The organism is Microbacterium paraoxydans (genome assembly GCF_900105335.1).
Taxonomy (GTDB): domain Bacteria; phylum Actinomycetota; class Actinomycetes; order Actinomycetales; family Microbacteriaceae; genus Microbacterium; species Microbacterium paraoxydans.
In genome coordinates, this window is sequence record NZ_LT629770.1 from 335,050 (window position 1) to 361,190 (window position 26,141).

A 26,141-nucleotide genomic window follows, 5' to 3' on the forward strand; every position below is an offset into this window, starting at 1 on the left:
ATCAGACGCCTACGACCTCGACACCGCGCTCTCTGGCGACCGTCGCGAGACGACGGTCGAAGGTCGCCAGCGTCGCGCCGAACGCCTCCGCAGTGACGAGTACCGCGCAGTCCGGGAGCTTCAGGGAGGTCGCGGCGCGGAGCCGCGCGATGTGGACCGGTTCGTCGACCGTCTCCTCCCGACGCAGCAGCCCGAGGGAGTCGATCTTGGCGAGATCGGCGAGCTCTGTGCCCATCCGCGCCGGATGCACGAGCGTCTCCGCGAGGGTGATCGGGTGGATCAGAAGGTCTTCCTCGGTATCGAGGATGTCGAACGCCGCCTCCTGGTGGACATCGTCGGTGGAAAGGTGCGCGATGAGGACACCGGCGTCCACGACGATCACTCCGGCCAGTCCTTCCGGAGAGCGTCGAGATACCCCGGTGGATAGGCGATCGATCCCCGCGTCGCCTCGAGCGCCGCCCGCCGGGTCGCGCGCCGGTGGGATCCTCGCTCTGCGAGCCGCTCCGCCCCCAGCACCGCGAGCCTCGCCACCTGCTCCGACTTCGGCAGTCCTGGCCACTCGCTTTCCGCGAGTTCCAGCGCCTCGCGCAGCGCGGCGGTCTGCGTCACCTGGATGCGGGTCAGAGCGGTCGGCATCGCCTCACTGTACCACCGGCTGCACTCGGTGGTACAGGCGCAGATCAGCTCGCCTCGCGGAGCACCGGATCCGTCACGTCGTCGATCTTCGAGGAACGGATCGGGTGGCCGCTCGTGGAGAGGCAGCGTCCGGTCTTCAGGTCCCACTTCCAGTCGTGCATGCTGCACGTGAGGATGCCGTCCTCGTCGACCTTCCCCGTCTTGGTGAGGTCGGCGCGCAGGTGGGGGCAGCGGCGCTGGACGACCCAGTCGCCGATCTCCGCGTCCTCGGTCTGGTCGGTCTGCTCCTGGTACCAGTTCTCGACGTACTCGATCCGGTCGACCGAGAGGCACTTGAGGAACGTAGTGAGGAACTCGTTGAACTTGCCGCTGCGGCCGACCGAGAACTGCATCGACAGGAAGATCGAGTTCGACCAGTCGATCTCGTGGTCGCGGATGTTCGTCGAGACGAGGTCGGCCGGGATCGTGTACCAGTACACGCACTCCTCCCCCGCGTACTCGCGGACCTTGGCGCGCGGGAAGTCGACCACCATGTCCAGCTCCCCGATGCGGAAGCGGACGTGCCCGCCGACCCCGAGGCGGATGGTGCGCGACTTCTTCAGCAGCGGCTCCCACCACTCCTTGATCGCGGCCAGCATCTCGTCGGGCGGGATGATCTCGGCGCGCGAGGCCTCCTCGTCGCGGATCTCCTGCTGGCGGGTCGCGCGCTGCTCCTCCAGGTACTCCCACTTCTCGTCGAAGATGTGGGTGAGCTCGGCCTCGGTGTAGAGCGTCTGCTCGGTGGTCACCGCACCACCGTCGATCGTGACGAGCGTGCCGGGGACGAAGAGCTGCCCGTCGTACTTCGGGGCCAGCTCCTTCATGTGCGCGATGAACTGCTTCTGGTCCGTGAAGATGGACTCGCCGTTGCGGCCCATCCCGTTGAAGTCGAAGAGGTCGTCGCGGAGGAACATGGGCGGGCCCGCCATCGGGAAGACGTGCGGAGCGTCGACCTTCTCGATGTAGTACATCGCGCGCTTGTTCTGCGCCTCGCGCTTGAGGCGGGCGAAGTTCTGCTTCGCATCCAGCGGGAGGTCGTAGACCATGGGCCACCAGATCGCCCCGGAGACCTGCGTGAAGTAGGCGTCGGGCTTCCCGAAGTGCAGCAGCTTGTCGAGGTCGAGCGGATGCGAATCGTTCTGGTTCAGCATCGAGCCGGTGCCGTCGTCGACGCTGAGCGACGAGTCGCCGATCGGGCCGTCGCTCGGAGCGCGCAGCGGGGTGATCATCATCTTGAGCGCTCCGCGCTCGATGATCTCGCCGGCGGGCGCGTAGGTGATGTTCGTGTAGCCGAGCGCCCGGATGTCCTGCTCCAGGTCGTCGATCGGATACTCCGGCAGGAGCACCTCGATGTCCTTGCGGATGTACCGCTCCAGCAGCGCCGGGTCGAAGTGGTCGCGGTGCCGGTGCGAGATGTAGAGGAAGTCGGCTTCGCGGCCGTAGCGCTCCCAATCGAGGGCACGGTTGTCCGGGAACGGGAACCAGGACCCGAAGAAGGACGGGCCGAGCACCGGGTCGCAGATGATGTTGCCGCCCACCGTCTCGATGAACATGCCGGCGTGGCCGAGTCCCGTGATCCGCATTGCATTCCTCTCGAAGATGAACCGTTCGATTGTACCGACGGCTCCCTGAGCACCCGGCGGGACGGGCCGGGGAAAACGGTCTAGTCGTCGAAGAGACCGCGGATGTCGTCCGCCGTGAGCGCCTGGGCGAAGAGCGCGTCATCATCGAGCACGGCGGTGAACAGGCGGGCCTTGCGGCGTTGCAGCGCGAGGACCTTCTCCTCGATCGTTCCGCTGGCGATCATGCGGGAGACGAACACCTGGCTGCGCTGGCCGATGCGGTGCGTGCGGTCGACGGCCTGGGCCTCGGCGGCGGGGTTCCACCACGGGTCGAGGAGGAACACGTAGTCGGCCTCGGTCAGCGTGAGCCCGAACCCGCCGGCCTTCAGGCTGATGAGGAAGACGGGCTGCTCCCCCTCCGCGAAGTCCGCGACCACCTGCTCGCGATGACGCGTCGAGCCGTCGAGGTGCGCGTACGGGATGCCGGCGGCGTCCAGACGCGCGGCCGCCATGTCGAGGAAGGACGTGAACTGGCTGAACACGAGCGCGCGGTGCCCCTCCGCCTGCAGCTCGACGATCCGCTCCAGGAGCTCGTCGAGCTTGCGGGAGCCGAGGCGCGCGTCGGCCGGGTCGATCAGCGCCGGAGCGAGACTCAGGATCCGCAGCAGCGTCAGGGAGCGGAACACGATGAAGCGGTTGCGGTCGAGATCCTCCAGCAGGCCGAGCACCTTCTGCCGCTCCCGCTGCAGCACCGTCTCGTAGAGCTCGCGATGCCCGGCGCTCAGCTCGATCTCCAGCACCTGCTCCTGCTTCGGCGGGAGGTCCGGGGCGACGAGTTCCTTGGTGCGGCGGAGCACGAGCGGGCGGATCCGTCGTCGGAGCTGCGCGAGGCGGCGCTGCCGATACGGTCCGCCCTCCGCGTTCTCCGGCACCTTCCCCTGCTCGATCGGCTGGATGTAGTGCTCGCGGAACTTCCGCGCGGAAGCGAACAGGCCGGGTGCCGTGAGCTTCAGCAGCGCCCAGAGCTCCTCGAGGCTGTTCTCCAGCGGCGTGCCCGTGACCGCGATGGTGACGTCGGCGGGGAAGCGCGCGACGGCACGATGCAGCTTCGTCGCCGGATTCTTCACGAACTGGGCCTCGTCGAGGATCAGCCCGGCCCAGGTGACGCTCGCGAACCCCTCTTCGTCGAGCCGGGCGACGGCGTAGGTGGTCAGGACCACATCGGCCTCGCGAGCCACGGCGGCCACAGCAGGACCGGCGGTGGAGTCCCGGGTGATCACGCGGAGACCCGGAGCGAACCGCGCTGCCTCGGTGCGCCAGGTCGCCAGCACGGATGTCGGCACCACCACGAGGAAAGGGCGTCCCTCCCCCGCCGCACGGGCGTGCAGGATGAGCGCAAGCAGCTGGACCGTCTTCCCGAGACCCATGTCGTCGGCGAGGATGCCGCCGAGCCGGTGCGACCAGAGGAACGCGAGCCAGTCCAGCCCCTCCTTCTGGTACGGCCGCAACTGTGCGGTGAGTCCCGGAGGGATCGGCACCGCCGGTACCGCGGTGGCGCTGCGCAGTCCCTCGGCGGTGGCCCGCCAGCTCACCGCGGGAAGGGCCTCGTCCGCCAGATCCTCGAACTCCTCCCACAGATCCGTCTGATGACGGCTGATCCGCGGGCCCGTCTCCCACTCGTCCAGATCCCCGGCCTCGTCGAGGAGGTCGCGCAGGCGGTCGAGCGCCGGGTGGTTCAGGGAGAAGTAGCTGCCGTCGACGAGCAGGAGCTTTCGCCGGCCCGCGCTCAACGCCGTGAACAGCGGCTCGAAGGGAATGTTCCGCCCGTCGATGCGGACGATCACGCCGAGGTCGAACCAGTCCGGGTCGGTGCTCTCCACGGTCGAGACCGTGATCTCCGGCTCCCCGGCGAGCTCGCGATACGTCTTGCGGCGGCCCGACACCTCCACCTCGACGCCCTCCGCCTCCACGGCGGGGACGACGCGGGTCATGAACTCCGCGGCCCCCACGTCGTGGAACGCCCCCGCGGGGGCGAAGGCGACGCCGTGCTCCTGCCAGACGCTCCGGATCCGATGCGTCGCAGAGGCTTCGGCCTCCGGATCGCGCACGGCCTCCGGACCCGGCGTGAACGGCACCCGCCCGAAGCCGCGATAGTCCCACTCGATGGCGTATTCCACGGTGTCGCCGCGACGGAACGCCACCCGCAGCACGGCACGAGGTGGCGGGAGGTCGGGTAGCGCGACGCGGCCGACCGCGCGGACGCAGAGGCGACGCGCGAGGAGCGGATAGGCATCCTGGAGGAAGGCCGTCTCCTCCTCCGCGGGGACGACGAGCGTCCGGGCCCGGAGCAGCGACTGCGCCGGCCCTACGAGCGGAAGCTCCGCGAGCGTCACCTGCAGGCGCGACCCGCTCTGCGCGACCTCGTACACGCCGGAGCGCCCGAGGGCGCGGATGCTGCCCGGCGGCGTCTCGCGCCCGTCCAGGGTCACGACCGGACGGACGACGAGGCCGCCGTCGTCGTCACGGGACACGGTCGCCGTCAGTTCCGCGGTGTCGGCGAGGACGAGCGTCGTCGACCGCTGCGCCGCCACGAGCGGGATGCCGAGGTCGGTCGCCGACCGCAGATGCCCCCAGAGGAGCCGCGACTCGATCAGGTCGGCGACGAGCCAGTCCCCCGCCGTGCCGGAGAGCAGCGTGTCGCGCGCGATGCTCAGCAGATCGGCGAACCACCGCGACCGTTCCCGACCGTACTGGTCCGGCGCGCGGCGGACCGCGTCCCAGGTGGCGGAGCCGAGCACCCAGGACCCCGTCGCCGCGCTCCGCTCCAGCGGACGGATGCCGAGGAGGATCTCCCCCACACCCTTGGCGACGTCGCGGGGGGTCGCGGTGCGCTGCGGGCGTGATGCCCACGGATTGGCTCCTCGGGCGTCGCGGACGCGCACCTCGAACCCGAGGGCGAGCGGAGTCGCCGCCGCCGGAGCAGTGCCGACGTCGAACAGGGCACGCCAATCCCGCGCGCCGTCTCCCGGGGTGGCGGAGGCGGGCGGGCGGATCATGAGACGATCCTGCCCGCCACCGCCGACACCGCCGCTGCGGCGCTCAGGCCGAGCGGGCGACGCGGGCGAGCACGCCGTGCACGAACGCGCCCGACTCGTCGGTGGAGAACTCCTTCGCGAGCTCCACCGCCTCGTCGATCGCGACCGCGGTCGGCACCTCGTCGTTGTAGAGGATCTCCCACGCGCCGATGCGCAGCAGGGCGCGATCGACGGCGGGCATCCGCTCGAGCTTCCAGTCACGGCTGTGCGTCGTGATCTGCTCGTCGATCTCGTCGCGCTGGTCGATGATGCCGTCGACGATCTCGCGGGCGTACAGCCACGATGCCTCGCGCGCGGGCTCGTTCGCCGCGCGCTTCGCCTCGGCGGCGAGGGCCACCGCGACCTCGTCGCCGCGGACGTCGGCGGAGAACAGGATGTCGAGCGCGCGCTTGCGCGCCTTCGTGCGGGCGCTCACGCCTTACTTCTCGCGGCCGAGGTACTCGCCCGTGCGGGTGTCGACCTTGACCTTCGTGCCGGTCTCCAGGAACAGCGGGACCTGGATCTCGTAGCCGGTCTCGAGCGTCGCGGGCTTGGTGCCGGCGGACGAGCGGTCGCCCTGCAGACCGGGCTCGGTGTAGGTCACCTCGAGGATGACCGAGGCCGGGAGGTCGATGTAGAGGGGGTTGCCGTTGTTGAGGGCGATGGTGACCTGCTGGTTCTCGAGCAGGAAGTTCTTCGCGTCGCCGACCGTGGCCGCCGGCAGCGTGATCTGGTCGAAGTCGGTCTGGTCCATGAACACGAACCCGTCACCGTCGGTGTAGAGGTAGGTGTAGTCCCGGCGGTCGACGTTCTCGATGTCGATCTTCGCCCCGGCGTTGTACGTGCGGTCCACGGTCTTGCCCGAGACGACGTTCTTCAGCTTCGTGCGGACGAAGGCGCCGCCCTTGCCGGGCTTGACGTGCTGGAACTCGATGACGCTCCAGAGCTGCCCGTCGATGCTGAGGACGACGCCGTTCTTGATGTCTGCGGTGGATGCCATGTGCGAGGAGTTCCGTTCCTGAGTCCGTGGGGGCCGGGGTCGGCCGACAGTCGATTCTACGGGATGCCCGGCGCGGGCCGTCGCGAGGCACGATAGACGCTCCTCCGCGAGAGCGGAAGCCCCGTGACGATGCCCGTGGCCCCGGGCAGCGTGGACGAGGACAGGAGGAATCGACATGAGCGAAGACGATCGCGACCGGGACCCGACCAGGATGGCGAATCAGCCGGCGCTGCGGACGTCGTCCGGGGCGGTCTGGCTCATCGTCGCCACGATCTTCACGGCGGTCAGCCTCGTGCCCCTGATCGGCATCGTACGCAGCGGCGGCGCGGTGGGAACCGTCGGCCTGGTGACCGCGATCATCCTGGTCCTGGGCCTGGCCGCGATGGTCGTCATCCGCCTCGCGGTGTCGAGCATGCGGCCGCGGCTCCGTGCGCTGGCTGCCTGTTTCCTCGCCATGGCCCTGTTGACGCTCGTGGGCATCACGGTGTGCGTGCTGCTCGTCGGCCTGCCCTGATCCCCGCGCGCTCAGAGCTGCGCGACGAGTTCCCGCACCGCTTCGGCGTAGCCCTCCACGCCGCGTCCGATGACACGGACCGCGGCGACGTCGTGCAGGTACGAGTGGTGACGGAACTCCTCGCGGGCGTAGACGTCGGAGATGTGGACCTCGGCGAAGGGCAACGCGACGCCGGTGAGCGCGTCGCGCAGGGCGACGGAGGTGTGGGTGAGGCCGCCCGGGTTGATGACGATGCCCGCGCAGTCCGCCCGCGCATCGTGGATCGCGTCGATGAGCACGCCCTCGTGGTTGCTCTGCAGCGCCCGCACCTCGAACCCCAGGGCGGCAGCGGTCTCGGCGGTGATCCGCTCGACGTCGGCGAGGGTCGCGGTGCCGTACACCTCGGGTTCGCGGGTGCCGAGGAGGTTGAGGTTGGGGCCGTTGACGAGCAGCAGCCGACGCGGGGCGCTCATGCGGGCACGCTCCCGGTGTCGACCAGCTCGCGGCGCATGACCCATTCCCGCCCGAAGTTGGCCGTCTCGATCTCCCCGGTCCGGACGAAGCCGCCTCGGCGGTACACGGCCTGAGCCCGGGAGTTGTCCACGTGCACCTCGAGCACGAGCGCGCGGAGGCCGCGATCGCGGGCCCAGGCCGCCGCGGCGTCGAGGAGCGCATCGATGACGCCCGCACCGCGATGCGCATCCGCCACATAGACCCCCACGACCAGCCCCGCGTCGTGCTGCTCGCGATGCGGGAGCACGGTCACGGTCCCGGTCCAGGCGCCGTCGTCGGCGATCGCGACGAACTGCGCCGCGGCGGCGTCGCCCGCGGCATTCGCGGCGCGCTCCTGCCAGAAGCGGTCGGGCTGTGCGGCGGCGTGCTCGACGGTGTCGAGGAAGGCCATCGGTGCGGCCGGGTCGGCGAGGGCCTGCAGCCGCAGCGCCTTGACCTCCCGCCAGTCCTCCGGTGTGATGCGCCGGACGGCGATGCTCATGCGCCGATCTCCTGGTAGGCGGCGAAGAGCAGCGATTCGTCCGGCGCCTGGAGCACGGTGGGCTTGGCGATGTCGTCGAGGAGGATGAATCGGAGCATCCCGCCGCGGCTCTTCTTGTCGCGCTGCATCGTGGCGAGCAGCTGCGGCCAGGCGCCGGCGCGGTACGACGTGGGCAGGCCCAGCGACTCGAGGATCGTACGGTGGCGCTCCGCCGCGGCGTCCGACAGCCGCCCCGCGAGCCGGGAGAGCTCCGCGGCGTACAGCATGCCGATCGAGATGGCCGCCCCGTGCCGCCAGCGGTATCGCTCGGCGTGCTCGATTGCGTGGCCGAGCGTGTGGCCGTAGTTCAGGATCTCGCGCTGTCCGGCCTCGCGGAAGTCGTCAGAGACGACCTGCGCCTTCATGTCGATCGCGAGCTCGACCGCCCGGCGGAACTCGTCCGTCGTGGTGTCGACCGCGCGCGCGGGGTCGGCCTCGACGATGTCGAGGATCTCCGGGGCCCAGATGAAACCGGCCTTGACGACCTCCGCGAAGCCGGCGGTGGCCTCGTTGGGGCTCAGGCTGCCCAGTTCGTCGAGGTCGCCGACGACGGCGCGCGGGGCCCAGAAGGCGCCGACGAGGTTCTTGCCCTCCGCGGTGTTGACGCCCGTCTTGCCGCCCACGGCGGCGTCCACGAGGCCGAGGACGGTGGTGGGCACCTGGACGATCTGGATGCCGCGCAGCCACGTCGCCGCGACGAAGCCGGCGAGGTCGGTCACCGCTCCCCCGCCGTAGCCGACGACGGCGTCCGTCCGGGTGAAGTCCGCCTGGCCCATGACCTGCCAGCAGAAGGCGGCGACCTCGATGCGCTTGCCCTGCTCGGCATCCGGGATCTCGGCGAGCAGCACCTCGCGCGGGCCGTCCGCGGTGTCGGCGAGGAGCCGGTCGCGGAGCTCGGCGGCGCGGGCTGCGAGGGTCGGCGGGTGCACGACGAGGATCTTGCGGACGCCCGGCGCGAGAGCCGCGGACACCTGGTCGAGGATCCCTCGTCCGATCGTGATGTCGTAGGCGTCGTTCCCGGTGACGCTGATGGTCGTCGTGCTCATCGCTGTTCTCTCCTCCATGCCACGATCTCGTCGGCGATGCGCTGCATCGGACGCCGCGAGGTGTCGAACGTGGCCGACGCCACCTCGTCGTACCATCCTCGCCGTTCGGCGAAGATGCGCTTCCACTTCTCGACCGGGTCCTCGCCGGCCAGCAGCGGGCGCGTCCCGCCGCGCAGGCGGTCGGCGACGGCGGCCTCGCTCACGGTGAGGAAGACCACGGGGTGGGCGCGCAACAGCGCGCGCGTCTCCGGATCCGTGACGGCGCCGCCGCCGAGGGAGATCACGCCGCCCTCGGCGAGGGCCTCCCGGACCGCCGCGCGCTCCAGGTCCCGGAAGTGGGCCTCGCCATGCGTGGCGAAGATCTCGGGGATCGGGCCGTGCGCGGCGACGATGCGCTTGTCGGTGTCGACGAAGGCGACGCCCAGCCGCCGCGCGACCCGTCGCCCGACGCTGGTCTTACCGGCCGCCATCGGTCCGACGAGGACCAGCGTCAGCGGCTCAGCCTCGTTCGTCATGCGCGATGAGCGCCGCCTCGGACGCGGGGGCCGTGCGCAGCTCCGCCGGGATGCCGTCGAGGTACCCCTCCAGGTTGCGGAGCGTCTCGCGGATGCTGTCGCCGCCGAACTTCTCCAGCACGGCGCGGGCCAGTTCGATGGCGACCATGGCCTCCGCGACGACGCCCGCCGCGGGCACCGCACAGACGTCGGAACGCTGGTGGTGCGCGGTCGCCTCGTCACCGGTCGCCACGTCGATCGTGCGCAGCGCATGAGGCACGGTCGCGATCGGCTTCATGCCGGCGCGGACGCGCAGCACGGTTCCGGTCGACATGCCGCCCTCGGTGCCGCCGGCGCGGTCCGTGCCGCGGGCGATGCCGTCGGCGGTGGCGAAGAGCTCGTCGTGGGCGGCGGAGCCGCGGCGGCGCGTGGTCTCGAAGCCGTCGCCGACCTCCACGCCCTTGATGGCCTGGATGCTCATGAGCGCCTGGGCCAGTCGGGCATCCAGGCGGCGGTCCCAGTGCACGTGGGAGCCGAGCCCCGGCGGCAGGCCGTACGCGAGGACCTCGACGATGCCGCCGAGGGTGTCGCCGTCCTTCTTGGCGTCGTCCACCTCGGCGACCATGAGCGCCGAGGTCGCGGGGTCGAAGCACCGCAGCGGGTCGGCGTCCAGGGCGTCCACGTCGTCCGGGGTCGGCAGCGCTGCGCCATCCGGCACGCGCACCGGCCCGATGGAGAGCGTGTGGCTGACGAGTCGGATGCCGAGCTCGCCGAGGAAGGAGCGGGCGACGGCACCGAGCGCCACGCGGGCGGCGGTCTCCCGGGCGCTCGCGCGCTCGAGGATCGGGCGGGCCTCGTCGAAGTCGTACTTCTGCATGCCCACGAGGTCGGCGTGGCCCGGACGTGGCCGGGTCAGCGGGGCGCCACGACCGCGCGAGCGATCGGTGAGCTCCACCGGCTCCGGGTTCATGACCTCGATCCACTTCGGCCACTCGGTGTTGCCGATGCGCAGAGCGATGGGGCTGCCCAGCGTCTTCCCGTGCCGGACGCCGCCGGAGATCGTGAGCTCGTCCTGTTCGAACTTCATCCGGGAGCCGCGTCCATAGCCGAGCTTGCGGCGGGCGAGATCGGCCTGGATGGCCTCGGACGACACCGGGACGCCGGAGGGCAGACCCTCCATGACGGCGATGAGTTCTGGGCCGTGCGATTCGCCGGCCGTGAGCACGCGGAGCATGTGCTCTAGTCTCCCATGCGTTTCCCCCCGCGCCGTGCCGCGTTTCGTCCGGCGGCGCTCAGAGGGTGGCGCGCATCGCGGCGAGGACCGCATGCTCGTCCGGCAGCGGCGAGACCGGATCGCCGTGCAGGAAGATCCGGATCTGCCGGACCGCCTGATGCAGCAGCATCCCGAGCCCGGAGACCACCGGCTGATCGCCCCACTCCGTCGCGAGCGCGGACGGCCACGGGGCATAGGCCGCATCGAAGAGCGTCCCGCCCATGTCAGACAGGCGGGAGGCGACGTCCGGTGGCAACGCGGTGCCGGAGGGCAACGTCGCCACCGTGAGGTCCGCGTCGCCGTCCACCTCCTCGAACGATCGAGGGGTGACCACGACCCCGCGACGCTCTCCGATGCGGACGAGCCCGGCGGCGCGTTCCGGCCGACGGGCGGCGACCTCGACCCGTGACGCCCCCAGGTCGGCGAGGGCGACGAGGGCCGAGGCCGCCGTGGCTCCGGCGCCCAGGATCCGCGCCGTCCCGATCTCGCGGATGCCGGCGTCCCCGAGCGCATCGACGATCCCGCCGACGTCGGTGTTGAATCCCGCCGGGGTCTCCGAGACCAGGAGCGTGTTGACCGCGCCGGTCAGCTCCGCGTGGGTGTCACGGGTGGCAGCGTATCGGTACGCCTCCTCCTTGAGCGGCATCGTCAGGGACAGGCCGCGCCAGGAGCCATCGAGGGCTTCGACCGCGTCCGTGAAGTGCTCCGCGCCGACCTGGCGGCGCCCGTACTCCCAGTCCAGCCCGAGCACCGCGTAGGCCGCGGCGTGCAGCTCCGGCGACCGGGAGTGCCCGATCGGGTCGCCCCAGACCGCCAGTCGTCTCCGGTTCACCGCGTCAGCAACCGGCGTCGGGGTTCGCGCGGCACCAGTCCCGCCACTTCTCCACGCCCTGCTCGTGCTCCGCGAGGGTCTCCGAGAACTGCGTCTCGCCGGTCTCGAGGTTGACGGTGACGAAGTAGATCCACGGCCCGTCCGCGGGGTGCATCGCGGCATCGATCGCGGCATCGTTCGGGCTCGCGATCGGCGTGGCCGGAAGCCCCTTGTTCACGTAGGTGTTCCACTCGTTGGGGTCTTCCAGAGCCTCGGCCGAGCTCGAGACCACGCCCTCGTGCAGGGAGCCGTACCCGTACTGCGCCGTCGAGTCCATCTGGAGCAGCATGTCGTCGTCGAGGCGGTTCTGGATCACGCGGGACACCTTGGCGAAGTCGTCCGTGCGGCCTTCGCGCTGGATGATCGAGGCGATCGTGAGGATCCGCTGCGCGTCCTCGTCCGGGACGCCGGCGGCGGCGAGCGATTCGCGCGTCCGGTCGACCATGCGCTGGATGACCTGCGTCGCGGTGACCTCGGGGTCGAACGTGTACACCGCGGGGAACAGCCACCCCTCCAGGCTCTGCGCCTGCACCCCGTACGCGGACGGATCGGCGACGGCTGCCTCGAGGTCGGCCAGCGGCATCCCGAGAGTCTCCGCCATGGACGGCAGGGCCGATTCGATCGTCCCGCCCTCCGGCATGGAGACGGTGTTCTCGAGCTTGTTCTCCTCGTTGCGGAGCGCGGCGAGGGCATCCTCCGCTGTCATCTTCTTCTGCAGGCGGTAGACGCCGGGATAGAAGGTCACCGCGATGTTCTCGTCGATGAGGTAGTCGTAGAAGACGTCCTCGGTCTTCGTGACGCCGGCTTCGTACAGCGCCGTCGACACGGGGCCGCCCGTGTCGCCCTGCTTGATCGTGACGTACACCTCACCGGTCGCCTGACCGGGCTCCCAGTCCTTCGGCTCCCCCCACCCCATGGCGTCGGCGATGCGGTCGCCGAAGGTGTTGGCGACCCAGACTCCGCCGGCGGCGATGCCGCCGAGGATCACCAGGACGATGATCAGGGCGACGAGGCAGCCCTTGCGGCGCTTCTTCTTGGTCGGCGCGCCGTGATCGCGGCCGTCGTCCTGGGCGGCGAAGATCTCGTCGAGCCCGCCGCCCAGCGCGGGTGCGGGGTCTTCGGTGCCGGTCGACCGGCGCGGCCCCGGAGCGGGGGTCTCATCCGCGCTCGTCGCGGCGACGGGCATCGCGCGGGTCACGACCGGTTCGACGTCTGCGGCATTCGCCTGCGGCCGGTGGTCGGTCACGGCCGCATCCGCGGTGGTCGCCGCCGACGCCGAGACCGGGCGGGCGGGCACATCGGCACCGGGCGCGACCCCGGCGTCCGGAGTGGGCGAGGCGTCCTGCTCGCGTGCCGCGGCCTCCCTGGCCGCGCGGCGGGATCCGGGTGCCGGCGTGTCGTCTCCGGCGGTCGGGACCTGCGGGGACGGAGCGGGGAGGTTCTCGAACAGATCCCCCAACCGGGTGCTCTGCTCGTGCTCGGGCGCACGGCTCTCGCGTTCGGACATGTTCAGGCGGGCTCCTCGTCAACGGGGACCGGGGCACCGGCCGGGTTTCCGGTGCTCTTCTCCGTGTCGATCGCCTGCTGCAGCAGCACCACGGCGGCGACCTGATCCACAATGCTACGAGAGTTCTTCTGTGATCGCCCAGAACTCCGCAACGCCGCATGCGCCGAGACCGTGCTCAGACGCTCGTCGACGAGGCGTACCGGCACGCCGCTGCGCGCTTGGAGAGCCGCCGCGAACTCGCGCGCATCCACCGTCGACGGCGTGTCCGCACCCTGCATGTTCACCGGCAGACCGACGACGATCTCCAGCGGCTCGTACTCCGCAGCCAGCTCCGCGATGCGCGTGAGCGAGCGCTCATCGCGGGGTACGGTCTCGACGGGGACGGCCAGCATGCCGTCCGGATCGGACCGCGCCACGCCCACGCGGGCCCGGCCGACGTCGATGCCGAGCCGGACACCGCGGCGGTAGCCGCTCACGCGCCGCGCAGCTCCTGGGAGACGGCCTCGAGCGCGGCGGGCAGTGCCGCTGCGTCGGTACCGCCGCCCTGGGCGACGTCGTCCCGACCGCCGCCGCCTCCGCCGAGCACACCGGCGGCGCGCTTCGCGAGCGCACCCGCCTTCGCACCGGCACCGCGCGCGGCCTCGTTCGTGGCGACGACGACGACAGGGCGACCGTTGACGACCGCGCCGAGCGCGACGACCGCGGGGTCGGAACCCAGCCGGTCGCGCACGCCGTTGACGAGCTCGCGGACATCGTCCGCGGAGGCCACATCGCCCAGGGCCTGCGCCGCCACGCAGAAGTCTCCGACGCGCGTCGCGGCCTCGGCGATCGCGGGAATGCGCCCCGCCCGCTCCTTCGCCTCGAACTGCGCGATGCGCTTCTCCGCGGCCTTGAGGCTCGCGGCGAGATCGGCGATCCGCTCGGGGAGCTGCTCGCGCGGGGTCTTCAGGGAGGCGGTGAGCTGCGACACGAGAGCCCGCTCCGCCGCGAGCTCACGGAACGCATCCGCGCCGACGAGAGCCTCGATCCGGCGGTTGGAGGCGCCGACCGACGACTCCCCCACCACGCTGACCAGACCGATCTCCGCACTGGTCGACACATGCGTGCCGGCGCAGAGCTCGCGCGACCACGGGCCGCCGATGTCGACCATCCGCACGACGTCGCCGTACTTCTCGCCGAAGAGCGCCATGGCGCCCGCTTCCTTGGCCTCGTCGAGCGTCACGATGCGGGTGGTCACCTCGAGGGCGTCCTGCACGGCGCGGTTCGTGATCTCCTCGATCTCCGTGCGGGTGTCGGTCGACAGCGCCTGGGACCAGGCGAAGTCGAACCGCATGTACCCGGCACGGTTGAGCGACCCGGACTGTGTGGCCGTCGGACCGAGCGTGTCGCGGAGGGCGGCGTGCACGAGGTGGGTGGCGGAATGCGCCTGCCGAGCGGCGCGCCGGTTCGCGGCGTCGACGATCGTCGTCGCGATGTCATCGACCGCGACCGTGCCGCGGGAGACCTCGACCGTGTGGCTGATCAGCCCCGGGACCGGACGCTGCACGTCGAGCACTTCGAGCTCGTAGCCGGGGCCCACGATGGTGCCCTTGTCGGCGACCTGACCACCCGACTCGGCGTACAGCGTCGTCTCGGCGAGCACGACCTCGGCGATCTGCCCCTCGGCGGCGCTGCGCACCGGCGCCCCGTCGACGAGCAGGCCGAGCACACGGGACTCCACCTCGAGGGCCGTGTAGCCGTCGAAGCCCGTCTCGCCCAGCGCACGCAGGTCGCGGTAGACCGAGACATCCGCGAGCTGGCGCTTGCGATTGCGGGCGTCGTCCTTTGCGCGCTGACGCTGCTCCTGCATGAGGGAGTCGAACGCGGCACGGTCCACGTCCAGCCCGGCCTCTTCGGCGACCTCCAGGGTGAGGTCGATCGGGAAGCCGTAGGTGTCGTGCAGCAGGAACGCCTCGGAACCGCTGAGGGTCTTCCCGCCACCCTTCTTCGTCTCGTCGAGCGCGAGGTCGAGGATGGTCGATCCCTGCGCCAGGGTGCGCCGGAAGGTCTCCTCCTCGGCGAACGCCGCCGAGGAGAGCACGGACCAGTCGCGCTCCAGCTCCGGGTACGCCGACTTCATCGCATCGCGGGAGGCGGCGAACAGCTCGGGGAAGGCGGGGTCGTCGACGCCCAGCAGACGCATGGCGCGCACGGTCCGGCGCATGAGGCGCCGCAGGATGTAGCCGCGGCCCTCGTTCGACGGACGCACGCCGTCGGAGAGGAGCATGAGCGAGGAGCGCACGTGATCCGCGATCACCCGGAAGCGGACGTCGTCCTCGTGGACCGCTCCATAGCGGCGGCCGGAGAGCTCGACGGCGCGGTCGAGCACCGGACGCACCTGGTCGGTCTCGTACATGTTCTCGACGCCCTGCTTGAGGAAGGCGACACGCTCCAGCCCCATGCCGGTGTCGATGTTCTTCATCGGCAGCTCGCCGACGATGTCGAACTCGGTCTTGCCGCGGATGTTCTCGATGAAGTCCTGCATGAACACGAGGTTCCAGATCTCCAGGAACCGCGAGTCGTCGACCGCAGGGCCGCCGTCCTTGCCGTAGGCAGGGCCGCGGTCGAAGAAGATCTCGGAGTCAGGGCCGCCGGGACCGGGCTGGCCTGTGTTCCAGTAGTTGTCCGCGCGACCGAGGCGCTGGATGCGCTCCGGCTTGAGCCCGATGATGTCGCGCCAGATCGCCTCGGCCTCGTCGTCGGTCTCGTAGACGGTGACCCAGAGATCCTTCTCGTCGAAGCCGAGGCCGCCGTCCGCCTCCGAGCTCGTGAGCAGCTCCCAGGCGTAACGGATCGCGCCTTCCTTGAAGTAGTCGCCGAACGACCAGTTGCCGAGCATCTGGAAGAACGTGCCGTGACGCGCGGTGCGCCCGACCTCCTCGATGTCGTTGGTGCGGATGCACTTCTGCAGGTCGGCGATGCGCGGATGCGGCGCCGGGACCACGCCCGTGAGGTACGGGATCATCGGGACCATGCCGGCGACGGTGAACAGCAGCGAGGGGTCGTCGCTGACCAGGGATGCCGAGGGGACGATGAGGTGGTCGTTCTTCTCGAAGTAGGAGAGGTAGCGCTGCGCGATTTCCGCAGTTTTCATAGGAGTGCCGGATGTCCTTGCGTGAGGGGGCGCGCCGAGGCGCAGATGCGGGGGGTCAGTTCTCGCCCGGCTCGGTCAGCCGAGCCTCCTGCGCGCGATACGCGTCGCTGAGGATCGCGGCGAGGCCGTTGAGGCGGGCGTCGACGTCGGCCAGGATGTCGTGGCCCCGCGGGTCCTTGTTCATGAAGTGAGCCGCGACGAAGCCGCCGATCACGCCGATCAGGAACCACAGCACATTCTTCATGTCGTCATCCTTGCCCTAGAGCCGCGAAGGCGCGGTCTCTCCATCGTAGGCGGAAACGACAGGAGGCGTCGGGAACCCCGACGCCTCCTGCCTGATGCTCTTCCGCTGGATCAGCGAGCCGCGTAGTACTCGACGACGAGCTGCACTTCACAGGTCACGGGGACCTCGGCGCGCTTCGGACGACGGACCAGACGGGCCTGGAGCTTGTCGAGCTCGACCTCGAGGTAGCCCGGAACGGCGGGCAGGACCTCGGCGTGGCCGCCGGCGGCCGCCACCTGGAAGGGCTCGGTGCCCTCGCTCTTGGGCTTCACGTGGATGAGCTGACCCGGCTTCACGCGGAACGACGGGCGGTCGACGAGCTGGCCGTCGACGAGGATGTGACGGTGCACGACGAGCTGGCGAGCCTGCGCGGTGGTACGGGCGAAGCCCGAACGCAGCACGAGGGCGTCGAGACGCATCTCGAGCAGCTCGACCAGGTTCTCACCGGTCAGACCGTCCTGACGACGGGCCTCGTTGAACGTGTTGCGCATCTGCTTCTCGCGGATGCCGTACTGCTCGCGCAGACGCTGCTTCTCGCGCAGACGGACGGCGTAGTCGCTGTCGGCCTTGCGCTTGGTGCGGCCGTGCTCGCCCGGAGCGTAGGGACGCTTCTCGAGGTAGCGGGCGGCCTTCGGGGTGAGAGCCACGCCGAGAGCGCGGCTGAGACGCACCTTGCGGCGGTCCTGGGACTTCGTGGTCACGAAGCTGTCCTTCCGATGACGCGGTCGCGACTTTCGCGACTCGCGGACGTATCACCCGCGTTCTGCCTTGGAGCGCACGCCGGGGCGCCAGCAAGGTGGGGTATGAACGAGGAGATGCCCGAAAACTCGGTTTCGAGCCGCTCAATTCTATCAGACGGCGGCCCAAGCCCGGGGCCGGCGGTTCAGCGGTCGCCGAGGATGCGGCGGATACGCTCCAGCCGCGCGCTGATGTCGCGCTCCGCGCCGAGGTTCTTCGGCTCGTAGTAGTGCCGCCCGTCGAGCTCGTCCGGCAGGTACTGCTGCGGCACGATCCCGAACTCGCTGTCGTGCGCGTAGCGATAGCCGCGGCCGTGCCCGAGGCGCTTCGCTCCGGGGTAGTGCGCGTCACGGAGGTGAAGCGGCACGCGCCCGAATCCCCCTGCGCGGATGTCGGCGATGGCGGCGTCGATGCCGACGTAGGCCGCGTTCGACTTCGCGGTCGTGGCGAGATAGACGGTAGCCTCGGCGAGCGGGATGCGCCCCTCCGGCATCCCGATGAAGGCCACCGCGTCGGCCGCGGCCACGGCGATGCCGAGGGCCTGGGGGTCGGCGAGCCCCACGTCTTCGGAGGCGGAGATGACGAGCCGACGGGCGATGAACCGCGGGTCCTCCCCCGCCTCGATCATGCGGGCGAGGTAGTGCAGCGCGGCGTCCGGGTCGGAACCCCGGATCGACTTGATGAAGGCGCTGATGACGTCGTAGTGCTCGTCGCCCTGGCGGTCGTAACGGAGCAGAGCCTTGTCGACGGCCTGCGCCACGTCGTCGGCGGTGACCTCCGGGACGACCGTCTCCGGGTCTTCGCCGTCGTGGTCGGCTTCGGAGGCGGCGGCGTGCGAGAGCGCCACGGCAGCGGCGGCCTCCAGTCCGGTGAGGGCACGACGGGCGTCCCCCGACGCGAGGCGGATGAGCGCCGACCGCGCCTCGTCGCTGAGCGCGACCGTACCGGAGAGTCCGCGGGCATCCGACACCGCGCGGTCCACGAGCACGCCGATGTCGTCATCGGTGAGCGGCTGCAGCGTGAGCAGCAGCGACCGGGACAGCAGGGGCGAGATCACCGAGAACGAGGGGTTCTCCGTGGTCGCGGCGATGAGGATGACCCACCCGTTCTCCACGCCGGGCAGCAGCGCGTCCTGCTGGGCCTTGGTGAAGCGGTGGATCTCATCGAGGAAGAGGATCGTCGTCTGCCCGTACAGGTCGCGCTGGGTGATCGCCTCCTGCATGACCTCCCGCACGTCCTTGACGCCGGCGGTGATCGCCGAGAGCTCGACGAACCGGCGACCGGACGAGCGGGCGATGGCCTGCGCGAGCGTGGTCTTTCCGGTGCCCGGCGGACCCCAGAGGATGATCGACACCGCGCCGGGCGAGCTGGCCTCCGGATCGGCGAGGGCCACGATGGGCGACCCGGCCCGCAGCAGGTGGCGCTGCCCCGCGACCTCGTCCAGCGACACCGGGCGCATGCGCACGGCGAGCGGTGTCTGCCCGGAGAGCAGGGCGGAGGGAGAGGACATTCCTCCAGGCTAACGGCGGCCGGGGACACGAGGCGAGGCCGTGCCCCCGGTAGGCTCTCAGGCGACGTCGTGGACCGGCGTCGGACGGGAGAGACAGGGCATGGCCGCACGCGGTTCCAAGAAGGCGCAGACACGCACCGAGGCGGAGCGCGCCCGGCTGCACACCGCCCGTACCCGCTGGCACCAGGACCAGATCCGCCGGCGCACCCGCGACAACATCATCGCGGTCACGGTCGGCTCCCTCATCGTCGTGGGCGCCATCGTCAGTCAGGTCGTGCACGCGCAGGTGACCACACCGGAGCCGACGCCGTTGCCCTCGTCGTCGATCGCTCCCTCCCCGGCGCCGAGCGACACCCCGAGCCCGGCACCGACCGCTCCCGAGACCCCCTCGGAGTGAGGCTCTCCGGCGTCGTCAGTCCTCGTCGAGGACGGCGAGCCGGTACCCGCGCTTGACCACGGTCTGCACGAGGTCCCCTTCGCCGAGGGCCTCCCTCAGCCGCGCAACCGCGACCTCGACCGCACGCGCACTGCGTTGACCGCCGGGGAGCACCTGGCCGATCTCGGCCCTGGTGAGCACGCGCCCGTCGGCGACGAACAGGGCCTCGAGGATGCTGACCGCGCCGCGGGAGAGCGGGACGAAGCCGCCGTCGATCAGCGCGCCGCCGCTGCGCACCGCCAGCCGACCCGCCGCAGTCCGCCGCTCGAGGACCCCGTGTGTGAGAGGTGCGAGCGCGCTCCGGGCAAGATCGTCCGCGGTGGGCCCGCACGACGTCGATGCCGGCAGGCCGTTCTCCACCAACCGCGCGGTTGCAGCGGCATCGCTGGTGGCGAGAAGCAGGCGGGACGCGCGCGACCGCTCGCGGATGGCGTCGAGCATGCCCAGTCGTTCCACCGTTCCGAGCCACCCGGGCAGGGCCTCCGCCGCGGGGAACAGCACCGCGTCCACCTGACCGGACGCGATCCGGTACAGCGTCCGCTTGGAGCCGGCGGGGATCGCGTGGTCCGCCCGCGGCGGAGTGATCCGGACGACCTCCGAGCCCGTCGCCGCGAGGATCCGCAGAAGCGTGTCGACGTCGACCGGCTCCGGACGCACCGGCCGCGGCACCTCGACCACCACGACGCGGCAGCCGACCAGCGCCGGAGCGGGACGCGGGGGCGCACTCATGCCGAGCCCTCCGCCGACCTCGCACCACCGGCGCGCCGCCCTGTCCGTGACGGGTGCCGGACGACGGCGATCGGGCCTCCGGGCCGCGCGAGGTCCGCCCCGCCGATCAAGGCCTCCGGAACGACGGCGCCGGCGCTTCGCAGGTCCGCGAGTGCGTCCGGCATGTCCTCCGCCCGGAGGCCGCTGACGGCGAGGAGCCCTCGATCGATCCGTACCGTCGCCTCCCGTCGTGCCGCGAGACGACCCACGACGAGGAGCAGCGCCCCGTCGGAGTCGGCGCCGACGCGCACCTCCAGGACAGGAGCGGCCGTCGTCCCGCGGAGACGCACCTCGGGGCGAAGGGTTCCGCGGTCGCCGGGCCGTACGCCGAAATTCGCCTCGGGGCGCTCCTGCAACGCGAGCGCGAGACGGCGGAGGCAGGGGCCGCAGCCGCGGCTCTCGACCGCACCGTCCAGAGCCTCCGCGACGGTCCGGATTCCTCGGTCCGTGAGCTCCGCTGCCAGCACCTCCAGCGGCGCGGACGGCAGCCCATGTGTGCAAGCCTCCGCACCGTCCTCGGCCACGGCGGCGGCCAGCAGCGTCCGCGCCGCCCTCTGACCGTCGAGCGACCCGGGCGCGAGCCCAGCGAGCGACGCATCTGCCGACGCGCCGATGACCGTCACGCGGTGCACCACGCGGGCATCCTCGGAGAGCACGACCTCCCCGAATACGCGGTCTCCGCGGCTCGGAAGAGGGACGTCGACCGTCGGTTCGTCACCGTCCGCGACACGCAGGGTCACGACCTCGATACCGCCGGGGCTCCCGTGCCACCCGTGTCCCACGGGGCTCGCGACCCGAGCGCCGAGCAGGGTGGCAGCCGCTCGATCCGCGGACGCCAGGGCAGCCTCCGTGCCGCCGGATGCCGGGTCCGCGGCGACGTCGCCGATCGCGAGGACGCGCGGGTCGGACGTCCGCCCGTCCGCGTCCACGAGGACACCGCCGCCCGGCCGCGTGCGGAGCCCGGCGTTCCGTGCCAGCTCATCGCGTGGCCGCGCACCCGTCGTCACGATGAGGTCGGTCCGCGCGAACGTGCCGTCCTGGAACTCCACGGCCGTCACCGCGCCCGTCGCGTCGGGGTCCACGCGGGTCACCCGCGTCCGCATCCGGACCGCGATACCGCGCGCCTCGATGATCCCGCGGAGTGCGCTCGCCGCCGGAAGCGTGAGGTGCGTAGGCAGCAGGCGATCCGCGGCGTCCACGATCGTCGTCTGCACCCCGGCGTCGTGCAGCGCGCATGCGGCGTCCACTCCGCCCTCGTCGCCGCCGACGACGACCGCGCGCAGCGCCCGCGGCATCTCCGTCGCACGGACCGCGAGGAACGCACGCAGCATGTGCGCGTCCTCCATCGTGCGAAGGAGGAAGGAGCCACGGGCACGGATCCCCGGCACGTCGAGCCGATGGGCGTGGGTCCCCGTCGCGAGTACGAGCGCGTCGTAGTCGTACCACCGCTGCGAACGCGTCCGCACGCGGCGCCCTCCCCTGTCGATCCGCAGGACCCGGTCGTCGTCGATGAGGCGGACGCGGTCGTCGCGGAACGGCGCGCGGTCGAGCTCCCCCGCCGACGCCGGGCTGCCGCCGACGACGCGCGCCAGTCCGGAACGGTCGTACGGCAGGCGTCCCTCATCCCCGAACACCGTGATCCGCACGGCACGGTCCGGGTCCTCCAGCATCCGCGCGACGAAACGATGCGCCGCGATGCCCGCCCCCACGACGACGATGTCCACTGTGCGCGCTGGGATGTCGTCCATGGAACTCCTGTCGACCTGGGGACTGTCGTGGTCGCGACGATAGGAGCGCCGTGTTACCCGCAGATGACGCGCAGTGTGTCCTGCATCGAACGTTCTGCTCACGAAACGGTAACGTCCCACCCCGCGAGACCCCGCCTCGTCGCCGAGACCCCGCCTCGTTCGCGCACGAATCACGGGGTCTCGGCGGGAAGACGGGGTCTCGCGGATCAGAGAGTGCGTACTAGGCTGAGCCTCGTCCTTTCCGCCTCCCGCGGCGTGACCGCGCAAGGAGAATCACCGTGTCTGCCAACGAGCCCGCGAAGCCGACCCCGCCCGTTCCCACCCCGCCCGCCGTGCCGATGCCGCGGAAGACGCCGACTCCGGCCGCCGTCGCACCGGCCGCGGCGAAGCCGACTCCGGTCTCGTCCGCCGGCGAATGGGGCCGCGTCTCCGAAGACGGCACCGTCGAGGTGCGCGAAGGCGAGTCCTGGCGCGTCGTCGGTCAGTACCCGGACGGGACCCCCGACGAGGCTCTCGCCTACTACGTCCGCAAGTACGACGACATCGCGTTCAAGGTCGTCGCCCTGGAGCAGCGCCACCAGGCCGGCGGTGCCTCCGCGAGCGACCTGTCCAAGCAGGCCGCGCACCTCATCGACGAGGCCACGGATGCCGCGGCCGTCGGCGACCTCGCCGGTCTCCGCGATCGTCTCACCGCGCTGACCGCGTCGCTGTCCGAGGCCACCGCCCAGGAGGCGCAGCAGGCGAAGGAGCTCGTCGAGCAGGCCGTCGCCGAGCGCACCGCCCTCGTCGAGCGTGCCGAGGCCATCGCCGCCCGCGACCTCAGCAAGGTGCAGTGGAAGCAGGTCACCGCCGAGCTCAACGAGCTCTTCGAGTCCTGGCAGGCCCAGCAGCAGAACGGTCCGCGCCTGTCGAAGGGCGTCTCGCAGCAGCTCTGGAAGCGGTTCCGCGACGCGAGGGCCGTCGTCGACAAGCACCGCCGGGCGTTCTACTCCGAGCTCGACGATGCGCACAAGGCGGCGCGTGATGCGAAGTCGCGACTGGTCGAGCGCGCCGAGGCCCTGGCCCCGCGCGGTGTCGACGGCATCCCCGCTTACCGATCGCTCCTCGACGAGTGGAAGACGGCCGGTCGCGCCGGACGCAAGGCCGACGACGCCCTCTGGGCACGTTTCAAGGCCGCCGGCGACGCTCTCTACGCCGCTCGTGCCGAGCAGGCCGCAGCGGAAGAAGCCGACTCCGCTCCGAAGATCGAAGCCCGCCAGGCGCTGCTCGAGCAGGCCAAGGCTGTCGCCGACGAGCCGAACATCAAGCGCGCCCGCGCCCTGCTCACGCGCATCCAGCGCGAGTGGGACGAGGTCGGCCGCATCTTCCCGCGCGACAAGGAGCGTGCGCTCGACGACAAGCTCCGCGTCATCGAGCAGGCACTCAAGGCCCGCGAGGACGTCGACTGGAAGAAGAACAACCCGGAGACCAAGGCGCGGGCGAACGACATGAGCTCGCAGCTCCACGAGGCGATCGAGAAGCTGGAGGCGGAGCTCGCAGCCGCCGAGGCCTCCGGCGACAGCAAGGCCGCCAAGGAGGCCGCGGACGCCCTCGAGGCCCGTCGCGCCTGGCTCAACGCCCTGGGTGGCTGAGCTCTCCACAGATCCACCGATCTCCGCACGAGCGGGGTGCAGGCCGCCACACTGGCGGGATGCACCCCGCTCTGCTGTATCTGCCCGGCGCGCGACTCAGCGTCTGTGAACTCAGCGCCGCCCGCCTCGACGGACATGTCATCGAGGTCGGCGACGCCTACATCCCCGCTGATCTTCCCGAATCCGCCGATGTCCGTGCGAGCAGCATCGCCGCCCTGGTCCAGGAAGGTGCCGCCGCGTGCGGGCCGAGCGCCGCCTGGATACACGGGGCGGGCGATGCCCCGCCGTCGATCCATCACGTGCGTCGCTGTGTGGAACGTCGTGTGCGCCCGCGGGTGCACACCCGCGTGTCCTTCCACGACACGATGGTCCCGGAGAAAGACGTGCGCCGCCTCGGCGGGATCTTCGTGACGTCTCCCGTCCGCACGATGTGCGATCTCGCCACGACGCTCCACCGCGATCCGCGTGTGCTGTCCTGGATGCAGGCGCTCGCCCCTGCCCACCCCACGGCTCTCGAGGGTGCGATCCGGGCCCTCAAGGGAGCGCACCGGGTTCCCGGGAGCGTCAGCGGCCTCGCCGCGCTGGAGAGGCTCCTCAGGAGGAGGTGACGCGGTAGACGTCGTAGACCGCGTCGATCCGGCGCACCGCGTTCAGGACCCGGTCGAGATGCACCGCGTCGCCCATCTCGAACACGAAGCGACTCAACGCCAGGCGCTCGTCGGTCGTCGACACGGTCGCCGAGAGGATGTTCACGTGATGCTCGCTGAGCACCCGTGTGACGTCCGAGAGGAGGCCGGAACGATCGAGGGCCTCGACCTGGATCTGCACCCGGAAGACGCTCTTCGTCGTCGGTGCCCAGGAGACCTCGACGAACCGATCCTGCTCGCCGCTGAGGGCCTTCACGTTCACGCAGTCCGCCCGGTGCACGGAGACGCCGCTCCCCCGCGTGACGAACCCGACGATCGGATCGCCGGGGACGGGCGTGCAGCACTTCGCCAGCTTCACCAGGATGTCGTTCGCGCCGCGCACGAGCACACCGGAATCGCCGCCCCGGGACTCGCGGGTCTGGATGCTTCCCGGGAGGTCGATCGCGCCGGTCGTGGGCTCGTCGGTGGCGACGAGCGCGGTGACCTTCTCGAGCACCGACTGCGTCGAGACGTGCCCCTCGCCGACGGCGGCGTAGAGACCCGAGACGTCCTCGTAGTGCATCTGGTGGGCGACCTCGGTGAACGAGTCCTGGCTCATCAGACGCTGCAGCGGCAGGTTCTGCCGGCGCATCGCGCGCGCGATGGCCTCCTTGCCCTGCTCGATGGCCTCTTCGCGGCGCTCCTTGGTGAACCAGCCGCGGATCTTGTTCCTGGCGCGCGTGCTCTTGACGAAGCCGAGCCAGTCCTGGCTGGGTCCCGCATCCGGGTTCTTGGACGTGAAGACCTCGACGACGTCGCCGCTCTTCAGCTCGGACTCCAGCGGCACCAGGCGTCCGTTGACCTTGGCGCCCATGGTGCGGTGCCCGATCTCGGTGTGCACGGCATAGGCGAAGTCGACCGGGGTGGCACCGGCCGGGAGACCGATCACCCGCCCCTTCGGCGTGAAGACGTAGACCTCCTTGGCGCCGATCTCGAACCGGAGGGAGTCGAGGAACTCGCCGGGGTCCGCGGTCTCGGCCTGCCAGTCGGAGATGTGTGCGAGCCACGCCATGTCGGTGTCGGAGGCGCGGACCTCGGCCTTGCCGCCGCCGTTCATCCGCTCCTTGTACATCCAATGCGCGGCGACGCCGTACTCCGCCTGGTGATGCATCTCGTGCGTGCGGATCTGGATCTCGACCGTGCGTCCGGCCGGGCCGATCACGGTCGTGTGCAGCGACTGGTAGAGGTTGAACTTCGGGGTGGCGATGTAGTCCTTGAACCGGCCGGGCAGCGGCGTCCAGCGGGCGTGGATGGCCCCGAGCACGGCGTAGCAGTCGCGCACGGAGGAGACGAGGACACGGATCCCGATCAGGTCGTAGATGTCGTCGAACTCGCGGCCGCGGATGACCATCTTCTGGTACACCGAGTACAGCTGCTTGGGCCGGCCGACGACCTTGCCGCGGATGCGCAGGTCGCGGAGGTCTTCGTCGATCTCCTCGATGACCTGGCTCAGGTACTTCTCCCGCTGCGGGGTGCGCTGGGCGATGAGGCTGTGGATCTCGTTGTAGATCTTCGGGTGCAGGACGGCGAAGGAGAGGTCTTCGAGCTCCGACTTGATCGCCTGGATACCGAGGCGGTTGGCCAGCGGCGCGTAGATCTCGAGCGTCTCCTTGGCCTTCTTCGCGGCCTTCTCCGGCGGGACGAAGCCCCAGGTGCGGGCGTTGTGCAGCCGGTCGGCGAGCTTGATGAGCAGCACGCGGATGTCCTTCGACATCGCGACGATCATCTTCCTGACGGTCTCGGCCTGGGCGCTCTCGCCGTACTTGACCTTGTCGAGCTTTGTCACGCCGTCGACGAGCATCGCGACCTCATCGCCGAACTCGGCGGTGAGGTCGGTGAGGGCATAGCCCGTGTCCTCGACCGTGTCGTGCAGCAGGGCGGCCGCGATCGCCCGCGGGCCGAGCCCCAGCTCCGCGAGGATCTGGGCGACGGCGAGCGGATGCGTGATGTACGGCTCGCCGCTCTGCCGCTTCTGCCCCTCGTGCTTCTCCTTGGCCACGGCATAGGCGCGGGAGATGACGGCGAAGTCGCCCTTGGGGTGGTTCGCCCTGACGGTGCGGATCAGGTTGTCGAGATCGTTGATCCGGGACGCACGCGAGAAGATGCGGGGCACCAGCCGTCGCAGACTCGAACCCTGCGATGCCGTCTGCGGCTCCGCCATCCACTCACCTCCGAATCAG

At 70.8% G+C, this 26,141-nt stretch carries 25 protein-coding genes; 4 read left to right on the forward strand and 21 right to left on the reverse strand.

Annotated elements, in window-relative coordinates:
- Position 1 precedes the first annotated feature (1 nt).
- The 6 genes from BLU02_RS01835 to efp all read right to left on the reverse strand — a co-directional run bounded on the left by BLU02_RS01835 (position 2) and on the right by efp (position 6,311).
- A complete protein-coding gene (locus BLU02_RS01835; RefSeq protein WP_060922160.1) occupies positions 2-382 on the reverse strand; it encodes a type II toxin-antitoxin system VapC family toxin in 381 nt (126 codons plus the stop codon).
- Entirely contained in the window at positions 379-636 is a 258-nt protein-coding gene (locus BLU02_RS17535; protein ID WP_060922159.1) for a hypothetical protein, read from the reverse strand. Before BLU02_RS17535 ends, BLU02_RS01835 begins: the two co-directional genes overlap by 4 nt.
- A 44-nt stretch (positions 637-680) precedes the next feature.
- The gene (locus BLU02_RS01840; protein ID WP_060922158.1) at positions 681-2,258 is read right to left on the reverse strand and encodes a Rieske 2Fe-2S domain-containing protein; all 1,578 of its coding nucleotides are present in this window, start codon (positions 2,256-2,258) and stop codon (positions 681-683) included.
- Between the two features lie 80 nt (positions 2,259-2,338).
- Positions 2,339-5,293 (reverse strand): DEAD/DEAH box helicase, encoded by a 2,955-nt coding sequence (locus tag BLU02_RS01845; RefSeq protein ID WP_082750048.1) that lies wholly within the window; start codon positions 5,291-5,293, stop codon positions 2,339-2,341.
- Between the two features lie 43 nt (positions 5,294-5,336).
- Entirely contained in the window at positions 5,337-5,747 is a 411-nt protein-coding gene (nusB, locus tag BLU02_RS01850; RefSeq protein ID WP_060922157.1) for a transcription antitermination factor NusB, read from the reverse strand.
- A 3-nt stretch (positions 5,748-5,750) separates the two neighbouring features.
- A complete protein-coding gene (efp, locus tag BLU02_RS01855) occupies positions 5,751-6,311 on the reverse strand; it encodes an elongation factor P (protein WP_025103502.1) in 561 nt (186 codons plus the stop codon).
- 175 nt (positions 6,312-6,486) lie between these two features.
- Here efp and BLU02_RS01860 point away from each other — a divergent pair, with 175 nt between their 5' ends.
- Positions 6,487-6,825, forward strand: coding sequence for a hypothetical protein (locus BLU02_RS01860; RefSeq protein ID WP_060922156.1), 339 nt, complete (start codon positions 6,487-6,489; stop codon positions 6,823-6,825).
- Between the two features lie 11 nt (positions 6,826-6,836).
- Here BLU02_RS01860 and aroQ read toward each other — a convergent pair whose 3' ends face one another.
- The 12 genes from aroQ to BLU02_RS01920 form a co-directional block, all read right to left on the reverse strand.
- Positions 6,837-7,277 (reverse strand): type II 3-dehydroquinate dehydratase, encoded by a 441-nt coding sequence (aroQ, locus tag BLU02_RS01865; RefSeq protein WP_060922155.1) that lies wholly within the window; start codon positions 7,275-7,277, stop codon positions 6,837-6,839.
- Positions 7,274-7,798 (reverse strand): GNAT family N-acetyltransferase, encoded by a 525-nt coding sequence (locus BLU02_RS01870; RefSeq protein WP_060922154.1) that lies wholly within the window; start codon positions 7,796-7,798, stop codon positions 7,274-7,276. The genes aroQ and BLU02_RS01870 overlap by 4 nt, the downstream gene beginning before the upstream one ends.
- On the reverse strand, positions 7,795-8,883 hold the full coding sequence (aroB, locus tag BLU02_RS01875) for a 3-dehydroquinate synthase (protein WP_025103506.1): 1,089 nt from the start codon (positions 8,881-8,883) through the stop codon (positions 7,795-7,797). The genes BLU02_RS01870 and aroB overlap by 4 nt, the downstream gene beginning before the upstream one ends.
- Positions 8,880-9,398 carry a shikimate kinase gene (locus tag BLU02_RS01880; protein WP_060922153.1) on the reverse strand — a complete coding sequence of 173 codons (519 nt, stop codon included), beginning with the start codon at positions 9,396-9,398 and terminating at the stop codon, positions 8,880-8,882. The genes aroB and BLU02_RS01880 overlap by 4 nt, the downstream gene beginning before the upstream one ends.
- Positions 9,382-10,611 (reverse strand): chorismate synthase, encoded by a 1,230-nt coding sequence (aroC, locus tag BLU02_RS01885; protein WP_060922152.1) that lies wholly within the window; start codon positions 10,609-10,611, stop codon positions 9,382-9,384. The genes BLU02_RS01880 and aroC overlap by 17 nt, the downstream gene beginning before the upstream one ends.
- A 58-nt stretch (positions 10,612-10,669) precedes the next feature.
- Entirely contained in the window at positions 10,670-11,482 is an 813-nt protein-coding gene (locus BLU02_RS01890; RefSeq protein WP_060922151.1) for a shikimate dehydrogenase, read from the reverse strand.
- A gap of 4 nt (positions 11,483-11,486) precedes the next feature.
- Positions 11,487-13,028 carry an endolytic transglycosylase MltG gene (gene mltG, locus BLU02_RS01895; RefSeq protein WP_083370861.1) on the reverse strand — a complete coding sequence of 514 codons (1,542 nt, stop codon included), beginning with the start codon at positions 13,026-13,028 and terminating at the stop codon, positions 11,487-11,489.
- Between the two features lie 2 nt (positions 13,029-13,030).
- Positions 13,031-13,504, reverse strand: a complete 474-nt coding sequence (gene ruvX / locus BLU02_RS01900) for a Holliday junction resolvase RuvX (protein ID WP_060923676.1) — start codon at positions 13,502-13,504, stop codon at positions 13,031-13,033.
- Positions 13,501-16,161, reverse strand: a complete 2,661-nt coding sequence (gene alaS, locus BLU02_RS01905) for an alanine--tRNA ligase (RefSeq protein WP_083370862.1) — start codon at positions 16,159-16,161, stop codon at positions 13,501-13,503. The genes ruvX and alaS overlap by 4 nt, the downstream gene beginning before the upstream one ends.
- Positions 16,162-16,216: 55 nt before the next feature.
- Entirely contained in the window at positions 16,217-16,405 is a 189-nt protein-coding gene (locus tag BLU02_RS01910; protein WP_025103513.1) for a hypothetical protein, read from the reverse strand.
- A 110-nt stretch (positions 16,406-16,515) separates the two neighbouring features.
- The gene (rpsD, locus tag BLU02_RS01915) at positions 16,516-17,145 is read right to left on the reverse strand and encodes a 30S ribosomal protein S4 (RefSeq protein ID WP_060922265.1); all 630 of its coding nucleotides are present in this window, start codon (positions 17,143-17,145) and stop codon (positions 16,516-16,518) included.
- Between the two features lie 182 nt (positions 17,146-17,327).
- Positions 17,328-18,692, reverse strand: coding sequence for a replication-associated recombination protein A (locus tag BLU02_RS01920; RefSeq protein ID WP_082750059.1), 1,365 nt, complete (start codon positions 18,690-18,692; stop codon positions 17,328-17,330).
- 100 nt (positions 18,693-18,792) lie between these two features.
- On the opposite strand from BLU02_RS01920, the gene BLU02_RS01925 reads away from it, so the two are divergent.
- Entirely contained in the window at positions 18,793-19,089 is a 297-nt protein-coding gene (locus tag BLU02_RS01925; RefSeq protein WP_060922266.1) for a hypothetical protein, read from the forward strand.
- A gap of 15 nt (positions 19,090-19,104) precedes the next feature.
- Here BLU02_RS01925 and BLU02_RS01930 read toward each other — a convergent pair whose 3' ends face one another.
- On the reverse strand, positions 19,105-19,857 hold the full coding sequence (locus BLU02_RS01930; protein ID WP_060922267.1) for a winged helix-turn-helix domain-containing protein: 753 nt from the start codon (positions 19,855-19,857) through the stop codon (positions 19,105-19,107).
- Entirely contained in the window at positions 19,854-21,644 is a 1,791-nt protein-coding gene (locus tag BLU02_RS01935) for an NAD(P)/FAD-dependent oxidoreductase (protein ID WP_060922268.1), read from the reverse strand. The genes BLU02_RS01930 and BLU02_RS01935 overlap by 4 nt, the downstream gene beginning before the upstream one ends.
- Positions 21,645-21,922: 278 nt before the next feature.
- Between BLU02_RS01935 and BLU02_RS01940 the strand changes: the two genes are divergently transcribed.
- Positions 21,923-23,275: a DUF349 domain-containing protein gene (locus BLU02_RS01940; RefSeq protein ID WP_231919617.1), complete on the forward strand. Its 1,353-nt coding sequence runs from the start codon at positions 21,923-21,925 to the stop codon at positions 23,273-23,275.
- A 59-nt stretch (positions 23,276-23,334) separates the two neighbouring features.
- Positions 23,335-23,883, forward strand: a complete 549-nt coding sequence (locus BLU02_RS01945; protein WP_060922269.1) for a type IV toxin-antitoxin system AbiEi family antitoxin — start codon at positions 23,335-23,337, stop codon at positions 23,881-23,883.
- Here the strand turns inward: BLU02_RS01945 and BLU02_RS01950 are convergent.
- Positions 23,870-26,122 carry a RelA/SpoT family protein gene (locus tag BLU02_RS01950; protein ID WP_060922270.1) on the reverse strand — a complete coding sequence of 751 codons (2,253 nt, stop codon included), beginning with the start codon at positions 26,120-26,122 and terminating at the stop codon, positions 23,870-23,872. The two genes, BLU02_RS01945 and BLU02_RS01950, sit on opposite strands and share 14 nt — an antisense overlap.
- Positions 26,123-26,141 lie beyond the last annotated feature (19 nt).

Coding starts and splice junctions, on each gene's coding strand:
- BLU02_RS17535 (WP_060922159.1), bottom strand. CDS start 636: ATGCCGACCGCTCTGACCCGCATCCAGGTGACGCAGACCGCCGCGCTG.
- BLU02_RS01840 (WP_060922158.1), bottom strand. CDS start 2,258: ATGCGGATCACGGGACTCGGCCACGCCGGCATGTTCATCGAGACGGTG.
- BLU02_RS01845 (WP_082750048.1), bottom strand. CDS start 5,293: ATGATCCGCCCGCCCGCCTCCGCCACCCCGGGAGACGGCGCGCGGGAT.
- efp (WP_025103502.1), bottom strand. CDS start 6,311: ATGGCATCCACCGCAGACATCAAGAACGGCGTCGTCCTCAGCATCGAC.
- BLU02_RS01860 (WP_060922156.1), top strand. CDS start 6,487: ATGAGCGAAGACGATCGCGACCGGGACCCGACCAGGATGGCGAATCAG.
- aroQ (WP_060922155.1), bottom strand. CDS start 7,277: ATGAGCGCCCCGCGTCGGCTGCTGCTCGTCAACGGCCCCAACCTCAAC.
- BLU02_RS01870 (WP_060922154.1), bottom strand. CDS start 7,798: ATGAGCATCGCCGTCCGGCGCATCACACCGGAGGACTGGCGGGAGGTC.
- aroB (WP_025103506.1), bottom strand. CDS start 8,883: ATGAGCACGACGACCATCAGCGTCACCGGGAACGACGCCTACGACATC.
- BLU02_RS01880 (WP_060922153.1), bottom strand. CDS start 9,398: ATGACGAACGAGGCTGAGCCGCTGACGCTGGTCCTCGTCGGACCGATG.
- aroC (WP_060922152.1), bottom strand. CDS start 10,611: ATGCTCCGCGTGCTCACGGCCGGCGAATCGCACGGCCCAGAACTCATC.
- mltG (WP_083370861.1), bottom strand. CDS start 13,028: ATGTCCGAACGCGAGAGCCGTGCGCCCGAGCACGAGCAGAGCACCCGG.
- alaS (WP_083370862.1), bottom strand. CDS start 16,161: ATGAAAACTGCGGAAATCGCGCAGCGCTACCTCTCCTACTTCGAGAAG.
- BLU02_RS01910 (WP_025103513.1), bottom strand. CDS start 16,405: ATGAAGAATGTGCTGTGGTTCCTGATCGGCGTGATCGGCGGCTTCGTC.
- BLU02_RS01920 (WP_082750059.1), bottom strand. CDS start 18,692: ATGTCCTCTCCCTCCGCCCTGCTCTCCGGGCAGACACCGCTCGCCGTG.
- BLU02_RS01925 (WP_060922266.1), top strand. CDS start 18,793: ATGGCCGCACGCGGTTCCAAGAAGGCGCAGACACGCACCGAGGCGGAG.
- BLU02_RS01930 (WP_060922267.1), bottom strand. CDS start 19,857: ATGAGTGCGCCCCCGCGTCCCGCTCCGGCGCTGGTCGGCTGCCGCGTC.
- BLU02_RS01935 (WP_060922268.1), bottom strand. CDS start 21,644: ATGGACGACATCCCAGCGCGCACAGTGGACATCGTCGTCGTGGGGGCG.
- BLU02_RS01945 (WP_060922269.1), top strand. CDS start 23,335: ATGCACCCCGCTCTGCTGTATCTGCCCGGCGCGCGACTCAGCGTCTGT.
- BLU02_RS01950 (WP_060922270.1), bottom strand. CDS start 26,122: ATGGCGGAGCCGCAGACGGCATCGCAGGGTTCGAGTCTGCGACGGCTG.